The 19,855-nt window shown below is 71.0% G+C and carries 13 protein-coding genes; 8 read left to right on the forward strand and 5 right to left on the reverse strand.

Translation table 11 applies throughout. The features are described 5' to 3' along the window. The first annotated feature begins 134 nt into the window (after positions 1–134). Both CcI49_RS24295 and CcI49_RS24300 read left to right on the forward strand, forming a co-directional pair. On the forward strand, positions 135–1,430 hold the full coding sequence (locus CcI49_RS24295; RefSeq protein WP_076829566.1) for an ABC transporter substrate-binding protein: 1,296 nt from the start codon (positions 135–137) through the stop codon (positions 1,428–1,430). Positions 1,431–1,443: 13 nt separating this feature from the next. After that, on the forward strand, positions 1,444–2,118 hold the full coding sequence (locus tag CcI49_RS24300) for a YdcF family protein (protein ID WP_076829569.1): 675 nt from the start codon (positions 1,444–1,446) through the stop codon (positions 2,116–2,118). Positions 2,119–2,156: 38 nt separating this feature from the next. Here CcI49_RS24300 and CcI49_RS24305 read toward each other — a convergent pair whose 3' ends face one another. From CcI49_RS24305 to CcI49_RS24315, 3 genes are all read right to left on the reverse strand, one after another. Further along, positions 2,157–2,729, reverse strand: a complete 573-nt coding sequence (locus CcI49_RS24305) for a YdcF family protein (RefSeq protein ID WP_241840213.1) — start codon at positions 2,727–2,729, stop codon at positions 2,157–2,159. Positions 2,730–2,899: 170 nt separating this feature from the next. After that, positions 2,900–4,078: a hypothetical protein gene (locus CcI49_RS24310; RefSeq protein WP_131831175.1), complete on the reverse strand. Its 1,179-nt coding sequence runs from the start codon at positions 4,076–4,078 to the stop codon at positions 2,900–2,902. A 15-nt stretch (positions 4,079–4,093) separates the two neighbouring features. Beyond that, entirely contained in the window at positions 4,094–5,488 is a 1,395-nt protein-coding gene (locus CcI49_RS24315) for an MFS transporter (RefSeq protein ID WP_198955618.1), read from the reverse strand. Between the two features lie 503 nt (positions 5,489–5,991). Between CcI49_RS24315 and CcI49_RS24320 the strand changes: the two genes are divergently transcribed. The 6 genes from CcI49_RS24320 (at position 5,992) to CcI49_RS24345 (ending at position 13,110) form a co-directional block, all read left to right on the forward strand. Further along, complete coding sequence (locus CcI49_RS24320) at positions 5,992–7,041, forward strand: Gfo/Idh/MocA family oxidoreductase (protein WP_054565281.1); 1,050 nt, start codon at positions 5,992–5,994, stop codon at positions 7,039–7,041. Between the two features lie 5 nt (positions 7,042–7,046). Further along, positions 7,047–8,060, forward strand: a complete 1,014-nt coding sequence (locus tag CcI49_RS24325; RefSeq protein ID WP_347280140.1) for an NAD-dependent epimerase/dehydratase family protein — start codon at positions 7,047–7,049, stop codon at positions 8,058–8,060. Beyond that, on the forward strand, positions 8,057–9,271 hold the full coding sequence (locus tag CcI49_RS24330; RefSeq protein WP_076829820.1) for a DegT/DnrJ/EryC1/StrS family aminotransferase: 1,215 nt from the start codon (positions 8,057–8,059) through the stop codon (positions 9,269–9,271). The genes CcI49_RS24325 and CcI49_RS24330 overlap by 4 nt, the downstream gene beginning before the upstream one ends. 72 nt (positions 9,272–9,343) lie before the next feature. After that, positions 9,344–10,483, forward strand: a complete 1,140-nt coding sequence (locus CcI49_RS24335) for a DegT/DnrJ/EryC1/StrS family aminotransferase (protein ID WP_076829575.1) — start codon at positions 9,344–9,346, stop codon at positions 10,481–10,483. Next, a complete protein-coding gene (locus CcI49_RS44215) occupies positions 10,473–11,126 on the forward strand; it encodes an acyltransferase (RefSeq protein ID WP_083749681.1) in 654 nt (217 codons plus the stop codon). The genes CcI49_RS24335 and CcI49_RS44215 overlap by 11 nt, the downstream gene beginning before the upstream one ends. Further along, positions 11,119–13,110: a lipopolysaccharide biosynthesis protein gene (locus tag CcI49_RS24345; protein WP_054565285.1), complete on the forward strand. Its 1,992-nt coding sequence runs from the start codon at positions 11,119–11,121 to the stop codon at positions 13,108–13,110. The genes CcI49_RS44215 and CcI49_RS24345 overlap by 8 nt, the downstream gene beginning before the upstream one ends. Before the next feature lie 28 nt (positions 13,111–13,138). Here the strand turns inward: CcI49_RS24345 and CcI49_RS24350 are convergent, their stop codons facing one another. Further along, entirely contained in the window at positions 13,139–14,455 is a 1,317-nt protein-coding gene (locus CcI49_RS24350; protein WP_054565286.1) for a glycosyltransferase family 4 protein, read from the reverse strand. 34 nt (positions 14,456–14,489) lie between these two features. Continuing rightward, positions 14,490–19,427 carry a DUF4082 domain-containing protein gene (locus CcI49_RS24355; protein ID WP_083473048.1) on the reverse strand — a complete coding sequence of 1,646 codons (4,938 nt, stop codon included), beginning with the start codon at positions 19,425–19,427 and terminating at the stop codon, positions 14,490–14,492. Between the last annotated feature and the right edge of the window lie 428 nt (positions 19,428–19,855).

Consider the following 19,855-nt stretch of genomic DNA (forward strand, 5'->3'; position numbering starts at 1 on the left):
ACCGTCGACTCGGACTCGCGGCGTCCGGAGACGGTGGCCCGTGAGATGGAGAAGGCTATGCGGGCACCGCCGGCCCGGCGGTGCCCGCGGCCGTGCGATTCTGAAGGAGTGCTTGACCTCACGGGCTTTTTCCAATGACGACAACACTTCCCGTAGCGCTGGTCACGCCGCTGACCGGCCCTGACGCGGCCGGTGGCCTGGCAACGCTGCGGGGAATGACGCTCTGGGCACGTGACGAACGGCTACCACCGCCCTGGGATGAGATCGCCGTCACGGCCTACGACGCCTACCCTGACCCGGTCCGCGCGATGCGCTCGGCGGCAGCCGCCGAGCCGGCGGCGATCTTCGGCCCGGTCGGCTCCCGGGCGGCGGCGGCGGCGTTCGGCGCCACCGGCCGGCTCGTGTTCAACGCCGGCGCCGCGTCCACCCGCTTCGTCCGCCAGTCGTTCCCCCACGTGGTGAACGTGGCGGCACCGGCCTCAACCTGGCCACGCGGAGTGCTGGCGGCGATCCGCTCGGTCGACCGGCAGGCCCGCCGGGTCGCGCTGCTGGCCTCCGGCGAGATGGCCGTCGAGCTGACCTCGGTGTGCAAGGCCGCGGCACGCGCCCAGCGCTTCGAGGTCACCTCCAACGTCTTCCCCGTCGGGCGGGGCGCCACCGCCGCCCGGCCGCTGCCACCGGCGGACGTCCTCATCGTCCACGCGGGCGCCGAGGACGAGCTGGAGATCGCCAACGTCCTGCTGCGTCGCTCGTGGCGAGCCGCGGCGTTCTCCACCGCGGTGAGCGCCGAGGCGACCGCGACGCTGGGCGCGCTGCGGGAGGGCCTGCTGGCCCCGGCGAGCTGGGCCCCGGACGACATCGCCGAGGCCGGAACCGGGCCGACCGCGCGCCAGTTCTCCGCGGACTTCACCGCGCTGCATCACGTGGCTCCGACGGAGACCGCGGCCTGGGCGTACGTCGCCGGGCTCATTCTCGGCCGCTGCATCCGCCGCTGCGGCGGCGTCGGCGACACCGCGCTGCTCGCCGCCGCGCGAGGGCTGGACACGACGACCCTGCTGGGCCGTTTCCGGCTCGACGAGGCGACCGGGCTGCAGGTCGGTCACCAGGTGCCGATCGTCCAGTGGCAGTCCGGTGCGTCCTGGACGGTCTGGCCCCGGGACGCGGCCCGTGCGCCGTTCCATCATCCGCGCTGGAACGCACCACCCCCGGGTGGCCTCCCCGGCGGGCACGACACCCTGGGCGCACGGGGGGCGTCCGGCCCCACGGGCGGCACGGGCGGCGCGCCGGGGGCGGATGCGCCGGCCGGCGGGGTTCCTGAGCGGACACTGCCCCTGCCCACGCAGGGCACGCAGACCCGGCCGTTCGGCCTCGGCCGGCCGCGTCCCGGCCTGGGCACCGGTGGCTTCGACACCACGCAGCGGCCGAGCTGAGAGAGGGGCCCGGATGTCGGTACCGCCCTCCCCGTCGGCACCGCCCGGCCCGCAGGTTCCGCCCGGCCCGCAGGTTCCGCCCCAGGGCCAGGCCGCCGAGGGCTCGGTTGCTCCCGGCCGGTCCGCCTCGGACCAGTCCGCCCCGGGCCGCTCCGCTCCGGGCYGGGCTCGCGGGCGGCGTCGCGCCGCCACGATCGTCACGCTCGGGGTCGTCAGTCTGCTGTTCCTCGGCTCGACGGTCCGGCTGTTCGTCCTCCCCCGTCGCGACGATCCAGCCTCGGTCGATGCCATCGTCATGTTCGCCGGCAGCCCTGGCCGGTTCGAGCACGCGGTCAGCCTGGCCCGGGCCGGGTACGCGCCCACCCTCGCCGTCTCGGTGCCCACCGCGGAGGACCCCTGCCCGCCGCCGATCCCGAACGTCGAGGTCATCTGCTTCGCGCCGGATCCGCTCACCACCCAGGGCGAATCCCGCTGGACGGCCGACGCGGCCGCCCGGTACGGCTGGCGGTCGATCATCGTGGTCACCTCGACGACCCAGGTGACCCGGGCACGGCTGCGGCTCGAGCGCTGCTATTCCGGGCAGATCCTCATGAGCCCGGTGCCGCCGCCCCGCCTCATGTGGCCGTACATGATCGCCTACGAGTGGGCCGCGATGGTCAAGGCGCTGGTTCTGCAGCGCGACTGCTGACGCCGGGCGCGCCGGCCCGCCCGCGCTGCCGGATGCCCTCAGCAGTCGCGCTGCCAGACGACGGCCTTGACAGTCGCCGCCACCTGGTAGGCGAACAGGTACGGCCAGTCACGCAGCGGGGTCTCGACGACGTCCACGAGCACCTCGCCGTCGTAGCAGCGGCCGATGCGCAGCCGGGCCCGGCTGTCCTGGGAACGGTCGGTGACGAACAGGATCGAGTTCCAGCCGCGCTCCCGCGCCAGCCGGCCGGCTTCCTGGGCCTCACCCTGGGTCGTCCTGGGGTCGGGCCAGAAGCAGATGATCTCCAGCTCGCGCCCGATCCGAGCCGTGTCCGGGCACCGATTGGTACCCGGCAGGGAGATGACGACAACCGGAGCGATTCCCGAACGCGCGAGTTCGATCGTCTTGTCCAGGCGCTTCCCGGGGCCCCCGAGCATGAAGATCGCGTCCACCGGGCGGGGGTCGTCGATCTTCGGGAACACGATCATCCGCACCGTCGTCAGGACGAACAGGAGCGCGACACCGAGAACCCCGTAGCGAATCGCCAGCCGCCGCCGCGATCTTCGCTGCTGCTGTGCGTCCACGATCACCACCGTGACGTTAGACGCCACCCGGGGCGCCCGAGCCAGGGCGCGGAGTGCTCTCTTTCACGTCCGCCGACTGTTGCCACGCGCCGCTGCCGAACCCCCACGATCCGGGACGACGCCAGCGGCGCCGCTGCCCGCGCCACCGTCGGCCCAAGCCACGCCGCCGCCCGCGCCGTCAGCGCTCGGCCGCGCCGTCAGCCGCGGAAGGCCGGGGACCACGCCTTGGCCACCAGGATGCGGGGCTTGCCGGAGCCGTCGGCCGGCTCGACCCAGGTGTCGGTGATCGCGGCGTCGGCACCGTCCCGCGGAAGGCCATAGGCGATGGTCTCGTTGTCGTACCAGGCGATCTGGTCGTCCACCGACCGGGTGTCGCTCAGGTGCGTCCGGAGCATCGTCCGCAGATCCAGCACGGTCGCGACCCAGCGGACCGGCCCGTCACCGGCGACCCGTTCCTTGAAGGCCACCCGGGTGCCATCGGGCGACAGGGAGGGGCACTCCACGTTGGTGGTCAGGGTGTGCACCTCGCGGGCCCGCAACGACCCCCGCACCAGGTAGGTCGTCCCCTCCGTGGACAGCGTGGCGTAGAACGTGTCGTCGTCCGCGGCGAAGGTCACTCCCCAGAAGTTCTGGTCCACCGGGTTGATGCGCCTGTCATCCCGGTAGATCGCGAACTGCTCGAGGTTGCCCAGTTCCTTGCGGTTCACCACGTCGTACAGCGTTGTGGCGGTGGAGAAGGCGGGGCCCGCGTACGAGTGGCCGGTCTCGAACACGGTGACCGCGGCCAGTCGCGCGTCCGCCGACAGCCGGGCCCGGCTGGGCACGCCGGTCAGCCGGAAGGAGTGGAGCACGTGGAAGTCGGCGTCGAACAGGAACGCCTGGTAGGTCGTGACGAAGCCCCGGTCCGAGCTCAGGCACAGGCCGATCTCATCGCGGACGTCGACGCGRTCGCAGGACAGCCGGGTCACGGCCGGCACCCCGCCGGGATCGTCCAGCGGAACCATCGACACCAGGCCGTAGGTACTGTCGCGCGCGGTGGACCGGAAGATCACGCGGGGATCACCGCGCAGGGTGGACGGATCAAGCTCCGCGGCCGGGTTGCGCACCGCCTCCRCTCGGTCCGCCTTGAGATCGGCGTCCCGGCGCAGCACATGGACGATGTAGCCGGTGCCCACCAGCAGGCAGCCGATCAGGATGATCAGGAACGCCGCGACGGCCCCACGCGACCGCGACGACGGTGCGTCCGGCGCGTCAGACCCGTCGGACGCATCAGACACGTCCGATGCGTCCAGCTGGTCCGACGGGCCCGGTGCGTCCGACGGGTCGGCGCCGACCACCCCTGCGGCCTCCTTCTCACCCACGGCTTTCTCACCCACGGTGACCTCGCTCCTTCACCCGGTTCTTACTCTCGCAGGCCCGGCCGTGCGCCGGCCCCCACCCGCACCACGCAACGCCACGACGRCCAGCACGATCGCGATCAGGCCCGCCAGCACCGCCCAGCGAAAGGCCACGTCCGGCCCACGCCACGTCCACAACGCACCGAAGGCGACGGAGCCCGCGAGCTGGGCGAGCGCGACCCCGGTCTGGACGAGCGCGAGCCCGCCGGTGCGAAGCTCTGCGGGGACCAGCGCACTCGCCGCCGCGGCGAGGACACCGTCGGTCGCCGCGTAGTAGGCGCCCATCATGACCAGCACCGCGATCAGCCCGAGCATCCCCGGCTGGGCGAAACAGAGCACAAGATAGACACCGCTGAGCGCGAGGTAGCCACCGACGAAGACCCTTCCGCGGCCCACGGCGTCGGCCAGCAGTCCCAGGGGAAGCGCCAGGACCAGGTAGACGCAGTAGACCCCGGCGGCCAGCAGCGGGAAGTAGGCCATGGCGAAATCGAGCCGCTGCTCCAGCCGAAGGTAGACGAACCCGTCGCCGATCGTGCACAGCGCCAGCCCGACTCCGACGCAGGCCAGCCGCCGGTAGCCCGGGGCCCGCAGCAGCCCGAACGTCGCACCGGCCGACGGCGGCCGGCCGGCACCCGGCCCGGCGCTGCCCGGTCCGGCGCTGCCCGGCCGGGCCGGGTGGGCGGACGGCGGGCGGACGAGCAGCACGATCACGGCGACGCCGACCAGCCCGATGCACGCGCTCAGCACGAACACCAGGTCATAGGAACCCGGAGACACCGCGAGCAACGCGAACGCGACGAACGGCCCGAGCATCGCACCGACGGTGTCCATCGCGCGGTGCAGGCCGAAGGCGAACCCCAGTCTGGAGGCGGGGGCCGACAGCGACAGCATCGCGTCGCGGGGAGCGGTGCGCAGGCCCTTGCCGATCTGGTCCGCGGCCAACGCGCCGGACAGCGTCCCCGGGCTCACCCCGCCCGCCGCCAGGACGACCTTCGCGGCGGCCGACATCGCGTAGCCGGTCGCGGCGACGTCGCGGTGCCGGTGGAACCGGTCGGAGACGAAACCGCTGACCAGCCGGCTGACCGCACTGGCTCCCTGGTAAAGACCGTTGGCGAGGCCGTACTGAAACGGAGTGAAGCCCAGTCGCTCGACAAGGTAGAGCGGAAGAACGGCGGTGACCATCTCCGTGGACAGGTCGGTGAGAAGGCTGGTCAGCCCCAGGAGCACGACCGTCGGGCCGACTCCGCGCAGCCGGCCACGCCGCGCGGCGGGGGGTTCGCCATCCGTAGCCGGGTTGCGGACCGCAGGGGCGCCGCCGGGCTCCTCGTCGGCATCGGCGGCGGCATCGTCGGCGTCCTTGCCTACCGGCGACGGCGAAACCGTGTACACAATGCTGCCCCCCTGCCCGGTACACAGCTCGCTCCGACGAGCGCCCGGGCCACCCATTGCCACGCCGCCGGACACCCGCGCCAAGCCGGGCCGCCGCGCCACCATGGGGAGAATCGGATTGACCGGGTCAGGATTCCGTCCCCATCACGATCTTCGTGGACGAATGCTACAGTACCCCGGGATGGGGGGATGCCACATGGGGGGATGTGCAACGAGGCGCGGTGCYCTTCTGCGCCGCCGGCCGGTCGCGCATGGAAATGATTTTGCGCGGCGCGGCGAGACCTGACGGGAGACCGTGGCCCACAACAGACCATTGGTCACCCTTTTTTAGATAGTTTCCATGCGAAACCGCATGTTTTCCACTCCCGTCCGTGAATGCTGTGGTGCCCACATGAGCGGTGAGCCTTTTCGCCGCCGGCTTCGGACCTGCGCCGTGGCTGGCGGTGCACCCGTGAGACGGAAAAGGCTCAGTGACACCTGAATCCACGTGAAGGAGATTTTCTGTGCAACCGTTAGGGGTTGCCGTGATCGGCGCCGGCTACTGGGGCCCGAATCTGGTTCGCAACTTCGCGAGCTCGGGATCATGGCGTCTGCGCTGGGTCTGTGACTTCGACACCGATCGGGCCCGGGCGGTGGCCGGGCACCTCGGCGACGTGCGGGTGACCGCGGATCTCGGCGAGGTGCTGTCCGATCCGGAGGTCGCCGCGGTCGCCATCGCGACGCCGGCGGCCAGCCACACGGAGCTGACTCTCGCCGCCATTGACGCCGGGCGCCATGTCCTGGTCGAAAAGCCATTGGCGGCGACCGCCGCGGACGGCGCGAAACTCGTCGCGGCCGCACAGGCCGCCGGGGTCGTGCTGATGTGCGACCACACGTACTGCTACACGCCGTCGGTCATGAGGATTAGAGAGCTCACCCACAGCGGCGAGATCGGCGACATCCAGTACATCGACTCGGTGCGCATCAATCTCGGGCTCATTCAGCCGGACGTCGACGTGTTCTGGGATCTCGCCCCGCACGACCTGTCCATCCTCGACTTCGTACTGCCGGCGGAATTCGCGCCGCTGTCCGTGACGGCCCTCGGCGCGGATCCCGTGAACGCCGGCCGCAGCTGCGTCGGGTATCTCACGATGCCTCTGCGAGGGGGCGGGATCGCGCACATCCACGTCAACTGGCTGAGCCCCACTAAGATCCGGAAAACCGTGGTCGGCGGCTCCCGCAAGATGATCGTGTGGGATGACCTGGAGCCGTCCCAGCGGCTCAGCATCTACGACAAGGGCGTCGAGATCAGCGAACGCCCGCTGGATGACCGGGCCCGCCGGCTCGTCTCCTACCGGGTCGGCGACATGGTGGCCCCCGCCCTCGCCGAGACGGAGGCGCTGCGCGGTGTGGTCACCGAGTTCGCCGACGCGATCCGCGAGGGGCGCCCGGCGCGAACCGACGGCTCCTCGGGGCTCCGGGTCCTGAGAATGCTCGAAGCCGCCGCCGAAAGTGCCGCAAAGGGCGGCCAGACGGTCCCGCTGCCAACCGAAGGGAAAGGTCTCCCCGCATGACCGAGATCGCCGGTCGTCGTGTTCTCATCACCGGCGGCGCCGGTCTCATCGGGTCACACATCACCGACCAGCTGATTCCGCACGAGCCCGCCGAGATTGTCCTCCTCGACAACTTCACCCGCGGCCGGCACGAGAACATCGCCGCCGCGCTGGAATCGGGCCTGGTCACCGTCATCGAAGGTGATGTGCGCGACGCCGACACCGTCGCCAAGGCCATGTCGGGGGTTGACCTCCTCTTTCACCAGGCCGCGATTCGCATCACCCAGTGCGCCCAGGAACCGCGGCTGGCCTACGACGTCCTCGCCACCGGAACCTTCAACGTCCTGGAGGCCGCGGTCGAGGCGGGTGTGAGCCGGGTGGTGGCTGCTTCCTCGGCGTCCATCTACGGGCTGGCCGAGCAGTTCCCCACCGCGGAGAACCACCACCCGTACGACAACCGCACCATCTACGGGGCGGCGAAGCTGTTCAACGAGTCCCTGCTGCGCAGCTTCAACGACATGTTCGGCCTCGACTACGTGGTCCTGCGCTATTTCAACGTCTACGGGCAGCGCATGGACGCCCACGGCGCCTACACCGAGGTCCTGATCCGCTGGATGGAGCGCATCGAGCGCGGTGAACGGCCACTGATCTTCGGCGACGGCAGCCAGACGATGGACTTCGTCCACGCGGTCGACATCGCCCGGGCCAACGTCGCCGCCGCCCGCTCCGACGTGTCGGACCAGGTGTACAACATCGCGAGCGGGCAGGAGACGAGCCTGCTGGAGCTCGCGCGCGCGCTCTGCGAGGCGATGGGCAGGAGCGATCTCGAGCCCGAGTTCGGGCCGGAGCGCAAGACCAACCCGGTGCCCCGTCGCCTCGCCGACATCTCCCGGGCCCGGGACGACCTCGGCTTCGTCGCCTCCATCGGTCTGCAGGACGGCCTGCGTGAGCTGGTGAGCTGGTGGCGCGGGCTCGGCACCACCACCAGCGCCACCGCAGCGTCGGCAGACAGCACCGCCGCCGCGGGCTCCGCCCGATGAGCCCGGATTCGGCGGCAGCGACCGCCGCCGCGCCCGCGGCGCCCGCCATGCTCCCGGTCATGCGGCCGTGGCTGGGTGAGGAGGAGGCCGAGGCCGCCGCGGCCGCGGTCCGGTCGGGCTGGGTGGCCCAGGGCCCGCGCGTCGCCGAGTTCGAGCGGGCGCTGGCGGCGCGTCTCGGCGCCGCCGAGGCCGTCGTCGTCTCCAGCTGCACCACCGCCCTTCACCTGGCGATGGTGCTCACGGGTGTCGGGCCCGGCGACGACGTCGTCGTGCCGTCGCTGTCGTTCATCGCCACGGCCAACGCGGTCCGCTACGTGGGAGCCCGTCCGGTCTTCGCCGACGTGGATCCCGTCACGCAGAACGTCACGGCGGCGACGGTCGAGGCGGCGCTGACCCCCGCGACCCGCGCGGTGATCGCCGTCGACCAGGGCGGCATGCCCCTGGACGTCGAACCGATCCGCGACCTGTGCCTGCGCCGTGGTCTCGAGCTCGTGCAGGACTCGGCGTGTGCGATCGGCTCGACATACCGGGGCCGGCCCGTCGGCGGCGACGCCGCGCTCGCCGCCTACTCCTTCCACCCCCGCAAGCTGCTCACGACCGGGGAGGGCGGCGCGCTGGTCACCGACCGTCCGGAATGGGCGGCACGGGCACGGCGGCTGCGCGAGCACGGCATGACCGTGAGCGCCGCGGACCGGCACAGCAGCAGCCGCATCGTGATCGAGGACTACGCCGAGACCGGCTACAACTACCGGATGACCGACGTCCAGGCCGCGATCGGGCTCGTGCAGCTGCGCCGCCTGGACGAGCTGATCGCACGGCGCCGCGAGCTGGCCGCCGACTACCAGCAGGCCCTCGCCGACGTGCCCGGCCTTCGGGTGTGCGCGGACCCGGCCTACGGGACGGCCAACTACCAGTCCTTCTGGGTCGAGCTGGCCGACGGCTTCCCCGGCACCCGCAACGGGCTGCTCGAGCATCTGCTGCGGGACGGAATCTCGGCCCGGCGGGGCATCATGGCCGCGCACCGGGAGCCGGCCTACGCCCAGCAGGGTGAGGTCGACCTTCCCGTGACGGATCGGCTCACCGACCGGACGGTCATCCTGCCGCTCTTCCACGAGATGACCCAGGACGACGTGGCGAGGGTGGTGGCGTCCCTGCGCGCGGCGGCACACGGCTCCGCCGCCAGCCCGAGCAACGGCCAGGGCGATGACTGAAGCGACTGCGGCAACCGTCAGGGCGGCCATGACCGCCCGGACGACCCGGACGGTTGGAAGGACGGCAGCCAGATGACCACGGTCGACAGAATTCCCTTCGTGGACCTCGCGGCCGCGCACCACGCGGTCGCGGACGAGGTCGCGGCGGGCTTCGCCCAGGTGCTCGCCACCACCTCCTTCATCGGCGGCGCCCCGGTCACCGAGTTCGAGCGGGAGTTCGCCGCCTTCAGCGGTCGCCAGCACTGTGTAGGGGTCGGCAACGGCACCGACGCGATCGAGCTCGCGCTGCGCGCCCTCGGCGTCGGCACGCGGCCCGACGACGAGGTGATCCTGCCCGCGAACTCCTTCATCGCCACCGCTGAGGCGGTCTCGCGCGCCGGTGCCCGGCCGGTTCTGGTCGACGCCGACGAGACCTACCAGCTGGTGGACCCGGCCCGGGTCGCCGAGGCCATCACCGCCCGCACCCGCGCCGTGATCCCCGTCCACCTGTTCGGGCAGCTGGCCGCGCTGGAGCAGGTCCAGGAGGTCATCGGCGGGCGGGAGATCGCGATCGTCGAGGACGCGGCCCAGGCCCAGGGCGCGACCCGCGACGGCGCCGGCATCGGCTCCGCCGGGCCGGCCGCGACCAGCTTCTACCCGGGCAAGAACCTCGGTGCCTACGGTGACGCCGGCGCGGCTCTCACCGACGACGCCGACCTCGCCACGACCATGCGGGCGATCTCCTGCCACGGCAGCCTGACCAAGTACGAGCACACCCACCTGGGCTTCAACTCGCGCCTGGACACCCTGCAGGCCGTGGTCCTGCGGGCCAAGCTCCGCCGGCTCGCGGCGGCGAACGAGGCACGCCGCACCGCGGCGGCCCGCTACGACCTGCTGCTCTCGGACGCGGAGAAGTCCCTCGGCATCGACCTCGGCCGGCCGCAGGTCGCGCCGGGAAACGTGCACGTCTGGCACCTGTACGTCATCCGGGTGCCGGAACGCGACCGCGTACTGGGCCGGCTGCAGGCCGCCGGGATCGGCGCCGGCGTCCACTACCCGCAGCCGATCCACCGCACCGTGCCCTTCGCCGACCATGCTCCCCGGCCGTGCCCGGTCACGGATCTGCTTGCGGGGCAGATCCTCTCCCTGCCGATCTATCCTGAGATCACTGACGCCCAGCAGCAGCGCGTCGTGGAAACCCTGATGAAGGCGTTGGTCGACAATGACAGCTGACGTGGCGGTTCACGGCGCGGTTGACGGTGTGGTTGACAGCGCGGTTGACGGCGCGGCAACCACCGCCGGCGGGGTGCGGGCACCGTTCGTCCACCCGGCGGCGCTGTGCGAGAGCGACCAGGTCGGACCCGGCACCCGGGTGTGGGCGTTCGCGCACGTCCTGCCGGGGGCGGTGATCGGCGCCGACTGCAACATCTGCGACCACGCGTTCGTCGAGTCCGAGGTGCGCCTCGGGGACCGGGTGACGGTCAAGAACAACGTGGCGCTGTTCAACGGCCTGACCGTCGAGAACGWCGTCTTCCTCGGCCCGAACGCGGTCTTCACCAACGACTACAACCCGCGTGCCACCGTCAAGAAGACCAGCGACGACCTGCTCCCCACCGTCATCCGATCCGGGGCCACGATCGGGGCGAACGCCACCATCGTCTGCGGCGTCACCATCGGCGAGAACGCCTTCGTCGGCGCCGGCACCGTGGTGATCCGGGACGTCCCTCCGGGTGCCATGGTCGTCGGCAACCCGGCCCGGCACATCGGCTGGATGTGTGCCTGCGGCGAGCGCCTGGGCGACGACCTGGCCTGCTCCTGCGGCACCCGCCACCGCATGGACTCCGCCAGCGGCGGCGTCGTCACGGATCATGCCTGATCCGTCCGACGAGAACAGCACGTCGGGTCCGCCGTCACCCCGCGGCCGTCGGCCTTCCGCGGAAGATCAGGAAAGAACAGTCACCCTCGCCTGGGATCCGGCCCAGCTCGACACCGCGGCGGGCCGGGATCCGGCGGAGGAGGACATCGAACGCACCGTCCTGGTGACCCGACCGGGACTCCCTCCCAACCGGGAGCCACCGCAGGAGGACATCGAACGCACCGTCCTGGTGACCCGACCGGCGCTGCCTGCCGACCGGGAGCCACCGGAAGAGGACATCGAACGCACCGTCCTGGTGATCCGCCAGCCAGCGACGTCCGGGCCGAGCACCGGCCCGGACGCACTGCTGCCGGTGGGTCCCGGGGAACCCGCGGCGCATGGGCGCGGGAGGGACGCGTTGGTCCGGCAGGACGCCGAACCAACGATGATGATCAATAATTTCGCTTCCCACCAGCGGTCGAGCACGGGCGCACTCGCCCTGCGGCCGGCGGATCTCGGCCCCGTCGTCAACCGGCGCCGGGCCGCCGAGACCCCGGACGACGAGCTGAGCAGCAAGGTCCGCAAGGGCCTGGGCTGGAGCTTCCTCAACAACGTCATCTCCCGGGCCGGCGTGCTGATCATCGGGATCGCGCTGGCCCGGATGCTGGTACCCGAGCAGTTCGGCATCTTCACGATCGCGCTGACCTCGATGCAGCTGCTGATGAGCCTCAACGACGCCGGGATGACCACCGCCCTGATCCGCTGGGAAGGTGACATCCGCGAGGTCGAGCGCACCGGCGTCACCCTGATCATGGCTTTCAGTACCGGCCTCTACACGGTCTTCTTCGTGAGCGCGCCCCTGGTCGCCAAGCTGGCGAACATTCCCGACGCGTCCTGGGTGCTGCGCGCCCTCGCGCTGACGATCCTCATCGACGCCACCGCGGCGGTGCCGACCGCCCTGCTGACCCGCTCGTACTCCCAGGGGCGGCGCACCATCGCCGACACCGCGAACCTGCTCGCCTGGGCCGGGCTGTCCATCGGGCTCGTCGCGAGCGGGATGGGCGTCTGGGCGCTGGTGATCGGGCGGCTGAGCGGCAACCTGCTCGGCGCCGCCATGATCTTCGCGCTCGCGCCACGCCGGCCGCTCCCGGGCTTCCGCCGTGACATGGCCAGGCGGCTGGCGGCCGACGGCGTACCGCTGAGCGGCTCGGCCATCCTGACCGTCTGCATGCTGAACGTCGACTTCACGATCACCGCCCGGATCCTGGGCCCGGTGGCGCTCGGCTTCTACTCGCAGGCCTTCAACCTCTCGAGCTGGCCGGTCAACATGTTCTCGTTCGCCGTCCGGCGGGTCAGCCTGGTCGGGTTCTCCCAGCTCGTCGCCGAGCCCTCGCGGCTGCGGTACGTCTATGCCAGGTCGCTGGCGCTGCTGGTCGCCGCCACCGTTCCGGTGTGCGTCCTCCTCGTCGTGCTGGGAAAGGCGGCCATCGAGGCCGTCTACGGCGAGAAGTGGCTGCCGGCCGCGGAAGCACTGCGCCTGCTGGCACTGCTGTCCATCATCCGGGTCGCCGTCGAGATCACCGACGACCTGCTGGTCGCCGTCGGCAAGGCCCGGACGATGGTGCGGCTCCAGGTGATCTGGCTGGTCGCCCTGGTACCCGCGCTGTCGGTCGGTGCCCATCTGGACGGCGTGCGCGGGGTCGCCATCGGGCACCTCGGGGTCGCCGTGGTGATCGTGGTGCCGGTTTTCGCCCTGGCGCTGCGCGGGCTCGGCTTCCGCCTGTCGAAGGTCGCCGGGCTCCTGGTCAGACCGGTGCTCGGGGGCATCGCCTTCGCGGTCGTCGCCCAGCTCGGCCCGCTGGTGACGACGGTACCGGCGCTGCAGGTCCTGATCGGCGGGACCGCGGGGGCCTTGGCCTACCTGGCCATCGTCGCCCCGATGCGCGGGATGATCCGGCAGGCCTCCGGCGGCTCCGCCGCGGGCGACTCCCACAAGTCCTGGTGAGCCGTCCGCGGACCGGCCGGTGCTCCGCTTAGCGCGGGCCGCCGGCCGAGGCGCCGCCAGCCGGGGTGGAGCCAGCCGGGGTGGAGCGGTCCTGGGTGCCCCGGGCCACCGCCACGTCCGCCCAGTTCGACGGCGCGGGGCCGCCACGGAGCCGGCTGCGTACCGAGGGCGGTATCACCCGGCTGGCGGTGGCCCGCGGCGCGATCGCGGCCAGATCCCGCAGGATGTCCAGCCGGGCCGGGGGCCGGCTCACCGCCTCGCGCAGGAATCCGTCCAGATTGCGCCCGCCGACCTCCAGCGAGTAGCGACGCAGGACGAGATCGCGGGCCCAGCCGCCGAGGCGCGCGCGCAGCTCGGCGTCGACCAGCAGGGTCTCCAGCTGCCCGGCGAGGTCGGACGGGGTGCCGTCGCCGACGCCGTAGTAGCCCCGCCAGAACAGCGGAGTCACGGTGTCCTCGCTGACCACGGTGGAGAATCCGCGCTCCCCCGTGAGCAGGACCGGCTTGCCGAAGGCCAGGCCTCGCAGCGCGGAGCCGCCCATGCCGAGCACGATGTCGGCGGCGGCGTAGGCACCACGCGGATCGAGCATCGGGCCCGGCACGGTGACGACCTCACGGCCCGCCGCCTCGTTCACGACGGCCGCACGGCGCCGCAGGTCATCCTCGGCGGTGCCCGAGCCAACGACGAGGAAGCGCACCGGGTACCGGGCCGCCAGCTCGCCGACGGCCTCGATGCCCCGGATCAGCCCTTCCAGCTTCAGCCAGCCGACCAGCCGGGAAACGGCGACAACGAGCAGTTCGTCGGCTCCGACACCGTGCTCCTTGCGGACGACGGTGCCGTCCACCGCGTCCGGGTCGTCCCGGCCGGTGTCCACCGGTGGCTCCAGCAGCAGCAGCCGGCGGTGCCCCAGGGAGCGGGCCACGTCGACCGTCTCCTCGGTCCCGAACGTCATCGGCACCGACTTCGGCAGGTGCGCGGACACCGAGAGGTTGTTCATGTCGCTGCCGGCGAAGGGCACCCCCAGCGGCCCCAGCGCCCCCATCGAACCCAGCGCCAGCAGCGCGTTGACGCACTGCGGCCAGTCCCACGCGTGGACGACGTCGGGCCGCTGCTCCCGGACCACCCGGGCCAGCGCCGCGATCATCCGGGCCGATGGGGCCCCGAAGGCCGCGGGGGCCGGCAGCAGGCGGATCTTCCGTTCGTGCAGCAGTGCCGCCGCCGGCCCAGGAGTTCCGAAGAAGACCACCTCGTGGCCATGGGCGTCACGCAGCTGGGTGGCCAGGTCGATGGCGTTGGTCTGACTTCCGCCGATCTCCAGGTGGTGAGGGTAGACCAGGATCTTCACAGTGCTCTCCGCTCGGGTCAGGTCAGGAGCGGCACTAGGACAGGCTGGTGGTGAACACGACGTCAACCCAGTAGTTGCTCTTGCCCCCGTTACCGGTCGGGAAGCTCGAAGCGCCGTACTTGTACACGCCGTTGGGTCCGTCGACGCCGTTACCGAGCGCGCGTACGGGCGCCCTGGTCGTCGTCGAGTCGAGGTAGTTCGACGTGTAGGAGTACCGGCCCGCCGAGGAGTTGTACGACGCGACGTAGGTGGTGCCCGCCGTCACCTGTATCGGGGTGCTGAGCGATACCTGCTGCCAGCCCGAGGCCGACTCGTTCGAGAAGGTCGCGGTCGCAAGAAGGTTACCGCTTGCATCCCACAGGTGACCGATGTGGGTACCTGTGTTGGCCGCGCCCTTGTAGAAGCGCAAACCAGTGATGTAGCCGTTCTGGTCCGCGCGGAACTTGACACCCACCTCGACGGCGGCGGTGTCAGAGGCGGCCGCGACCGCCGGGGTTGCCGTCGCGGGGAAGATCGAGCAGGGGCAGGTCACAACCGGGGTGAACTGCCACGAGTTCGCCGCCATCGTGTTGCCGGCCAGGTCCTTGGCCGAGACCGTCACCGTGTGCAGTTGCCCCGAGTACACCGCCCCGCTGGGCACCAGCGTCGCGGTCGAGGTCTCCCAGTTGTAGCTGACGTTCCCGGCCACCGTGTTGTTCGCCGCGTCCTTCAACGTCAGGCCGATCGTCGACGGGTTGACGGGCTCGTTGAAGGTGACGGTGATCGGAGCCGACGCGTCGCTCGTCGCGCCGGGCGCCGGGTTGCGGTTCGTGATCTGCGGCGCGGTGGTGTCCGGTGACCCGCTCAGGACGAAGACCGCGTCCACCCAGTAGTTGGCGCTCAGGTAGGTGTTGGTCGGGAACGCCGTGCCGCCGTAGGCGTAGACACCGTTGGGGCCGTCGGCCCCGTTGGCCATCACCACCATCGGCGAGGCGCTCACCGGCGGGTTGGTGAAGTAGTTGGCCGTGGCCGCGTAGTAGCCGGTGTTGGAGTGGTACGAGACGACGTACGTCGTGCCCGGCGTGACCGCCACCGGGGAGGCGAAGGTGACGGTCTGCCAGCCGGACGCGGTCTCGCCCGTGAAGACCGCGGTAGCCAGCCGGGTGCCCGTCGCCGACCAGAGGCTGCCCAGGTGGGTGCCGGTGTTGCCGGTGGACTTGTAGAACCGGACGCCGCTGATGTAGCCGGGCTGGTCGACCCGGAACTTCATGCCGACCTCGATGGCCTGCGAGTCACCCGCGATCTGGGCCGGAGTGGTGGAACCGAACATGGTGCAGGGGCAGGACGGCGGAGCCATCGTGAAGCTCCACGTCTGCGGCCCGTCCAGCGGGTTGTCGAACAGGTCCTTCGCGCCCGAGACCGTCGCCGTGTAGCTGGCACTGGTGACGAGCGACGCGGTCGGGGTGAACTTCGCGGTCTGGGTCGGCGCGTCGTAGCTGACGGTGCCCGCGACGGTGTTGTTGGCGGCATCCTTCACCACCATCGAGATGGTGCTCGGCTGCACGGCCTCGCTGAACGTCGCGGTGATCGGCGTGCCCGCTGCGACGTTCGTCGCACCGGGCGCCGGGGTCACACCGGCCACCACGGGCGGCACCGAGTCGCTCGGGGCGGTGGTGTCGAAGACGACGTCCACCCAGTAGTTCGCCGCCTGGGCGGTGTTCGTGGGCAGGCCGCTCGCACCGTACTTGTAGACACCGTTACCGCCGGCGTCGGTGTTCGACAGCGCCCGGATCGGGGCGGTGCCGGCACCGGCCGTCGCGAAGGCGCCGGTGGTGTACGCGTAGTGCCCGACCGGTGCGTAGTAGGAGGCCGTGTAGGTCGTTCCGCTCGTCACGGCGATCGGCGGCCAGATCGAGGCCTGCTGCCAGCCGGTCGCCGACTCGCCGGTGAAGGTCACCGAGGCCAGCTTGTTGCCGGCCGCGTCCCACAGCGACCCGACGTGGGTGCCCGTGTTGCCGGCTCCCTTGAAGAAGCGCAGCCCGTAGATCCAGCCGTCGCTCGTCGCCTGGAACTTCACCCCGAGCTCGATCGCGGACTGCTCAGGGCTCGCCTGCACCGCCGGTGTGGCGGAGGCGTCCCAGATGGTGCAGGGGCAGGTGCGTGGGCCGGCCGTGGTGAACGACCACGACACCGGGTTCATGACGTTGCCCGCGGCATCGGCGGCACCGGACAGCACCGCGGTATAGGTGCTGCCGCTGGCCAGGGTCGCGTTCGGGGTGAGGGTGAGCTTGCGCTCCTGCGCGTTGAAGGCGACCGTCGACGGGACCACGACGTTGGCCGCGTCCCGGAGCACGAACGAGGCGCTCCCGCTGGTGATGTCCTCCGAGATCGTGGCGGTCACGGTGGTGGCCGGGTCCACGTTCGTGGCGGCGGACGCCGGAGTGCGCGCCGTCACCGACGGTGGCGTGACATCCGCCGCCGAGGCGTCGGAGAAGATCGCGTCGACCCAGTAGTTCCAGGCGGAGTTGATCTGGCCGGACACCGCGGCGACCGACTGGTTCGGGAACTGCCCCGCCGCTCCGTAGCGGTACACCCCGTTCGACGCGGTGGGACCGCCGGGCAGGGCCTTCAGCGGAACGCCCGTGGTGCCCGCGTTCGTGAAGACACCGGCATCGGCCGCGTAGTGGCCGGACGGAGCGTGATACGCGATCACATAGGTGAGGTCCTTCGACACGCCCACGGCCTGCGGGAAGAGGACCGTCTGCCAGCCGCTCGCGGTCTCGTCGGCGAAGGTGCCGCTCGCCAGCAGGGTGCCGTCGGCCGTCCACAGGGTCGCCGTGTGGGTGCCGGTGTTGCCGGCGCCCTTGTAGAAACGGGCACCGGTGATCGAGCCGTCCATGGTCGACGTGAACTTCACGCCCAGGGTGATGGCCGAGCCGTCGCTCGTCGCCGGGTTCACCGGGACGGCGTCGGTCGGGAAGATCGTGCAGGGGCAGGACACCGTGGTCGCGACCTGGGCGACCGCGCCGATGTTGCCACTGTCGTCCGAGGCGCGGACCTGGATGGCCACCGCCCCGACGCCGACGACCGTGCCGGTGTACGACCAGGACTCACGCCCCTTGGCGGGGTGCCACGTGGCACCGCCGTCCATGGACACCTCGACACCGCCGACGACACCGCCACCGGAGTCGGCCGCCGTCCCGGAGACGGTCACCGTGGCTCCGTTCGCGTGCGCGACACCGCTGGTGGGTGAGGTGATGGTGACGGTCGGCCCGGTGTGGTCCGTCGACTTGGTCGCCGCCGTCAGCCCGCTGATCAGCGTGTCGGGCTGGGCGTCCATGTCGGCGAGCACATTGACCGTGGCCTGCTGCATCCGCTGGTCGGGCGCGGTGTTGTTCGGGTTGGCCTGGTCCAGGCCCCAGGACCACTGGATGGTGCCGGCGCCGAAGACCAGCGCGCCGCTCGCGGCGCGGTACATCGTCATCGCGTGCGACGCCGACCCCGGCGAGACGACGTTGCCGTAGGCGTCCTTCACCACCGACGTCGCGTTCGCCACGTCCGAGTGGGCGACCTGGAACAGGCCGGCGGGCCGGAACCCGTTGTCGATGTCGGTGTCCCACTCGTAGGCGAGGGTGCTCGGCGCGAGAGTGGCCACCTGGCCGTCGCCGAGCTCGTCGACACCGGTGTTGCGCCAGAACCGCATCTTGCCGTCGTCCGCCGGCACCTGGATGTCGTGGTAGTCGCTCTGGACGACCCAGTACGTGCCGGTCAGCGCGTTCTCGGGCTTCCCGCCGTCCGACGTCGCGGAGAAGCGGGTGTCACGCCAGGTGCCGGTCCACTCGCTGGACGGGTCGATCTTCGCGTTGTCCCGGGATTCCTTGTAGCAGACCATCGTCCGGTACGCCTGGCCCGAACCGTCGATGCTCTGTTCCCAGCGGACCTTCCAGTAGACCTCGTTACCGGAGAAGAAGGCGAGGTTCACTCCCGCGTCGCGAGCCGCCTCGACGTTGTCCCGCTGTGCGCCCGACCAGTACTCGTCGTGCCCGGAGGAGATGAACGTCCTGTGGTTCTGCAGCAGCGCACCGGACTTGTCGGCGTCGATGCCACTCGTGTAGCTCAGGTCGTACCCGTTCGCCTCCAGGAACCGGATCATCGGGTATTCCGCGCTGAGCACCCAGTCCTGGAACTTGTTCTGCGGCGTGGCGAACGGCCGGTTGTAGCTGACCTTCTTCGCCTGGTGGCAGTCGTCGCCGAGCTCGTAGAGGCTGTACCCGCCGTAGCAGTTGTACGCCTGCCAGGTCGTGTCCGAGGCCTGCACCAGGACGTCGCTGTGGCTGGAGTCGTCCCGKACGACCCAGGTGATCTGGCCCTCGCCGCCGGTGTCCTCCCGGTGGAGGATCGCGAAGTAGATGCCGGAGACAGCGGTGGAGGGCACCGCCCAGGACGCCGACTCGGCCCAGTTGCCGCAGTCCACCAGATGGGTGGTGTTGTCGGTGTAGCAGGCCGGTTGAGCCTGCGGCAGGGCGGCGCTCGGCGTGATCGTGTCGAGCTTGCGCGCACCGTTGCCCTGGTAATAACCCATCCGGTAGATGTCGATGCGGTACGCGGAGGCGTCGGTCTTCACCTTGAAGTGAATCGTCTCGCCCTTGTTGACGCTGATCTGCGTCCCGAAGCCCTGAATTGTCGGGTCACCGGCCCCGGAAAGCTTCCACTCGGACGGCGCCGTGCCGGGCAGGCTGTTCTCACAGACAATCGGGTTCACGGGGGCGTCGCAGGGACCCGTGGTGGTGGCCTCGGCAGCCGGGAGCGTCTGGGTGCCCGGCATCACGGTGAAGCCGACCAGCGAGGCCGCCACCAGCAGGGCGAGAACCGCCACCCGACGCGGCGCCAGCCGCACCGCCGCCGCCAGGGCCATCACACCCGGCCGACGGCGCGGCGACGGACCGGTCGATCCACGGCGCCACGAACTGGCAACGCGCCGACGAGACTGCATGACGATCTCCCACTTTTCCGGGACGGGTACCGCGCCCTTGCCCCGGCCGCCGGGTCAGGTCCGGCCTAGGCGACAGATTCGGGTTGGAGCCTTGTCGGATGCGGGTGGGAGGGGTCGTCGAAGCCGTCATCCCCCGGCACGCGCACGTCGATCTCAGATCGTGGACGGTTCAGGGGAAGTCATGTAGGTGCGACACGGCGGCGGAACGCGCACAGCCGACCACCACGCGCGGACATCTGCCGCGACAGCTGGCTGACACTCATTCGGACCCCCCCGAGGCCACGCGACACACCCCCCCTTTTGGGTGCCGCTGCGGCGATCCGACACGGTAGCGCACCAACCGTCGGCGAGCAAACCGCCACATACCATCGCTCGAACGCAGTTCATCTGTTGTCGATTGTTGCCGATATTGGCCGGAAACGCAGCGA

It is taken from the genome of Frankia sp. CcI49 (assembly GCF_001983215.1).
Lineage (GTDB): Bacteria > Actinomycetota > Actinomycetes > Frankiales > Frankiaceae > Parafrankia > Parafrankia irregularis.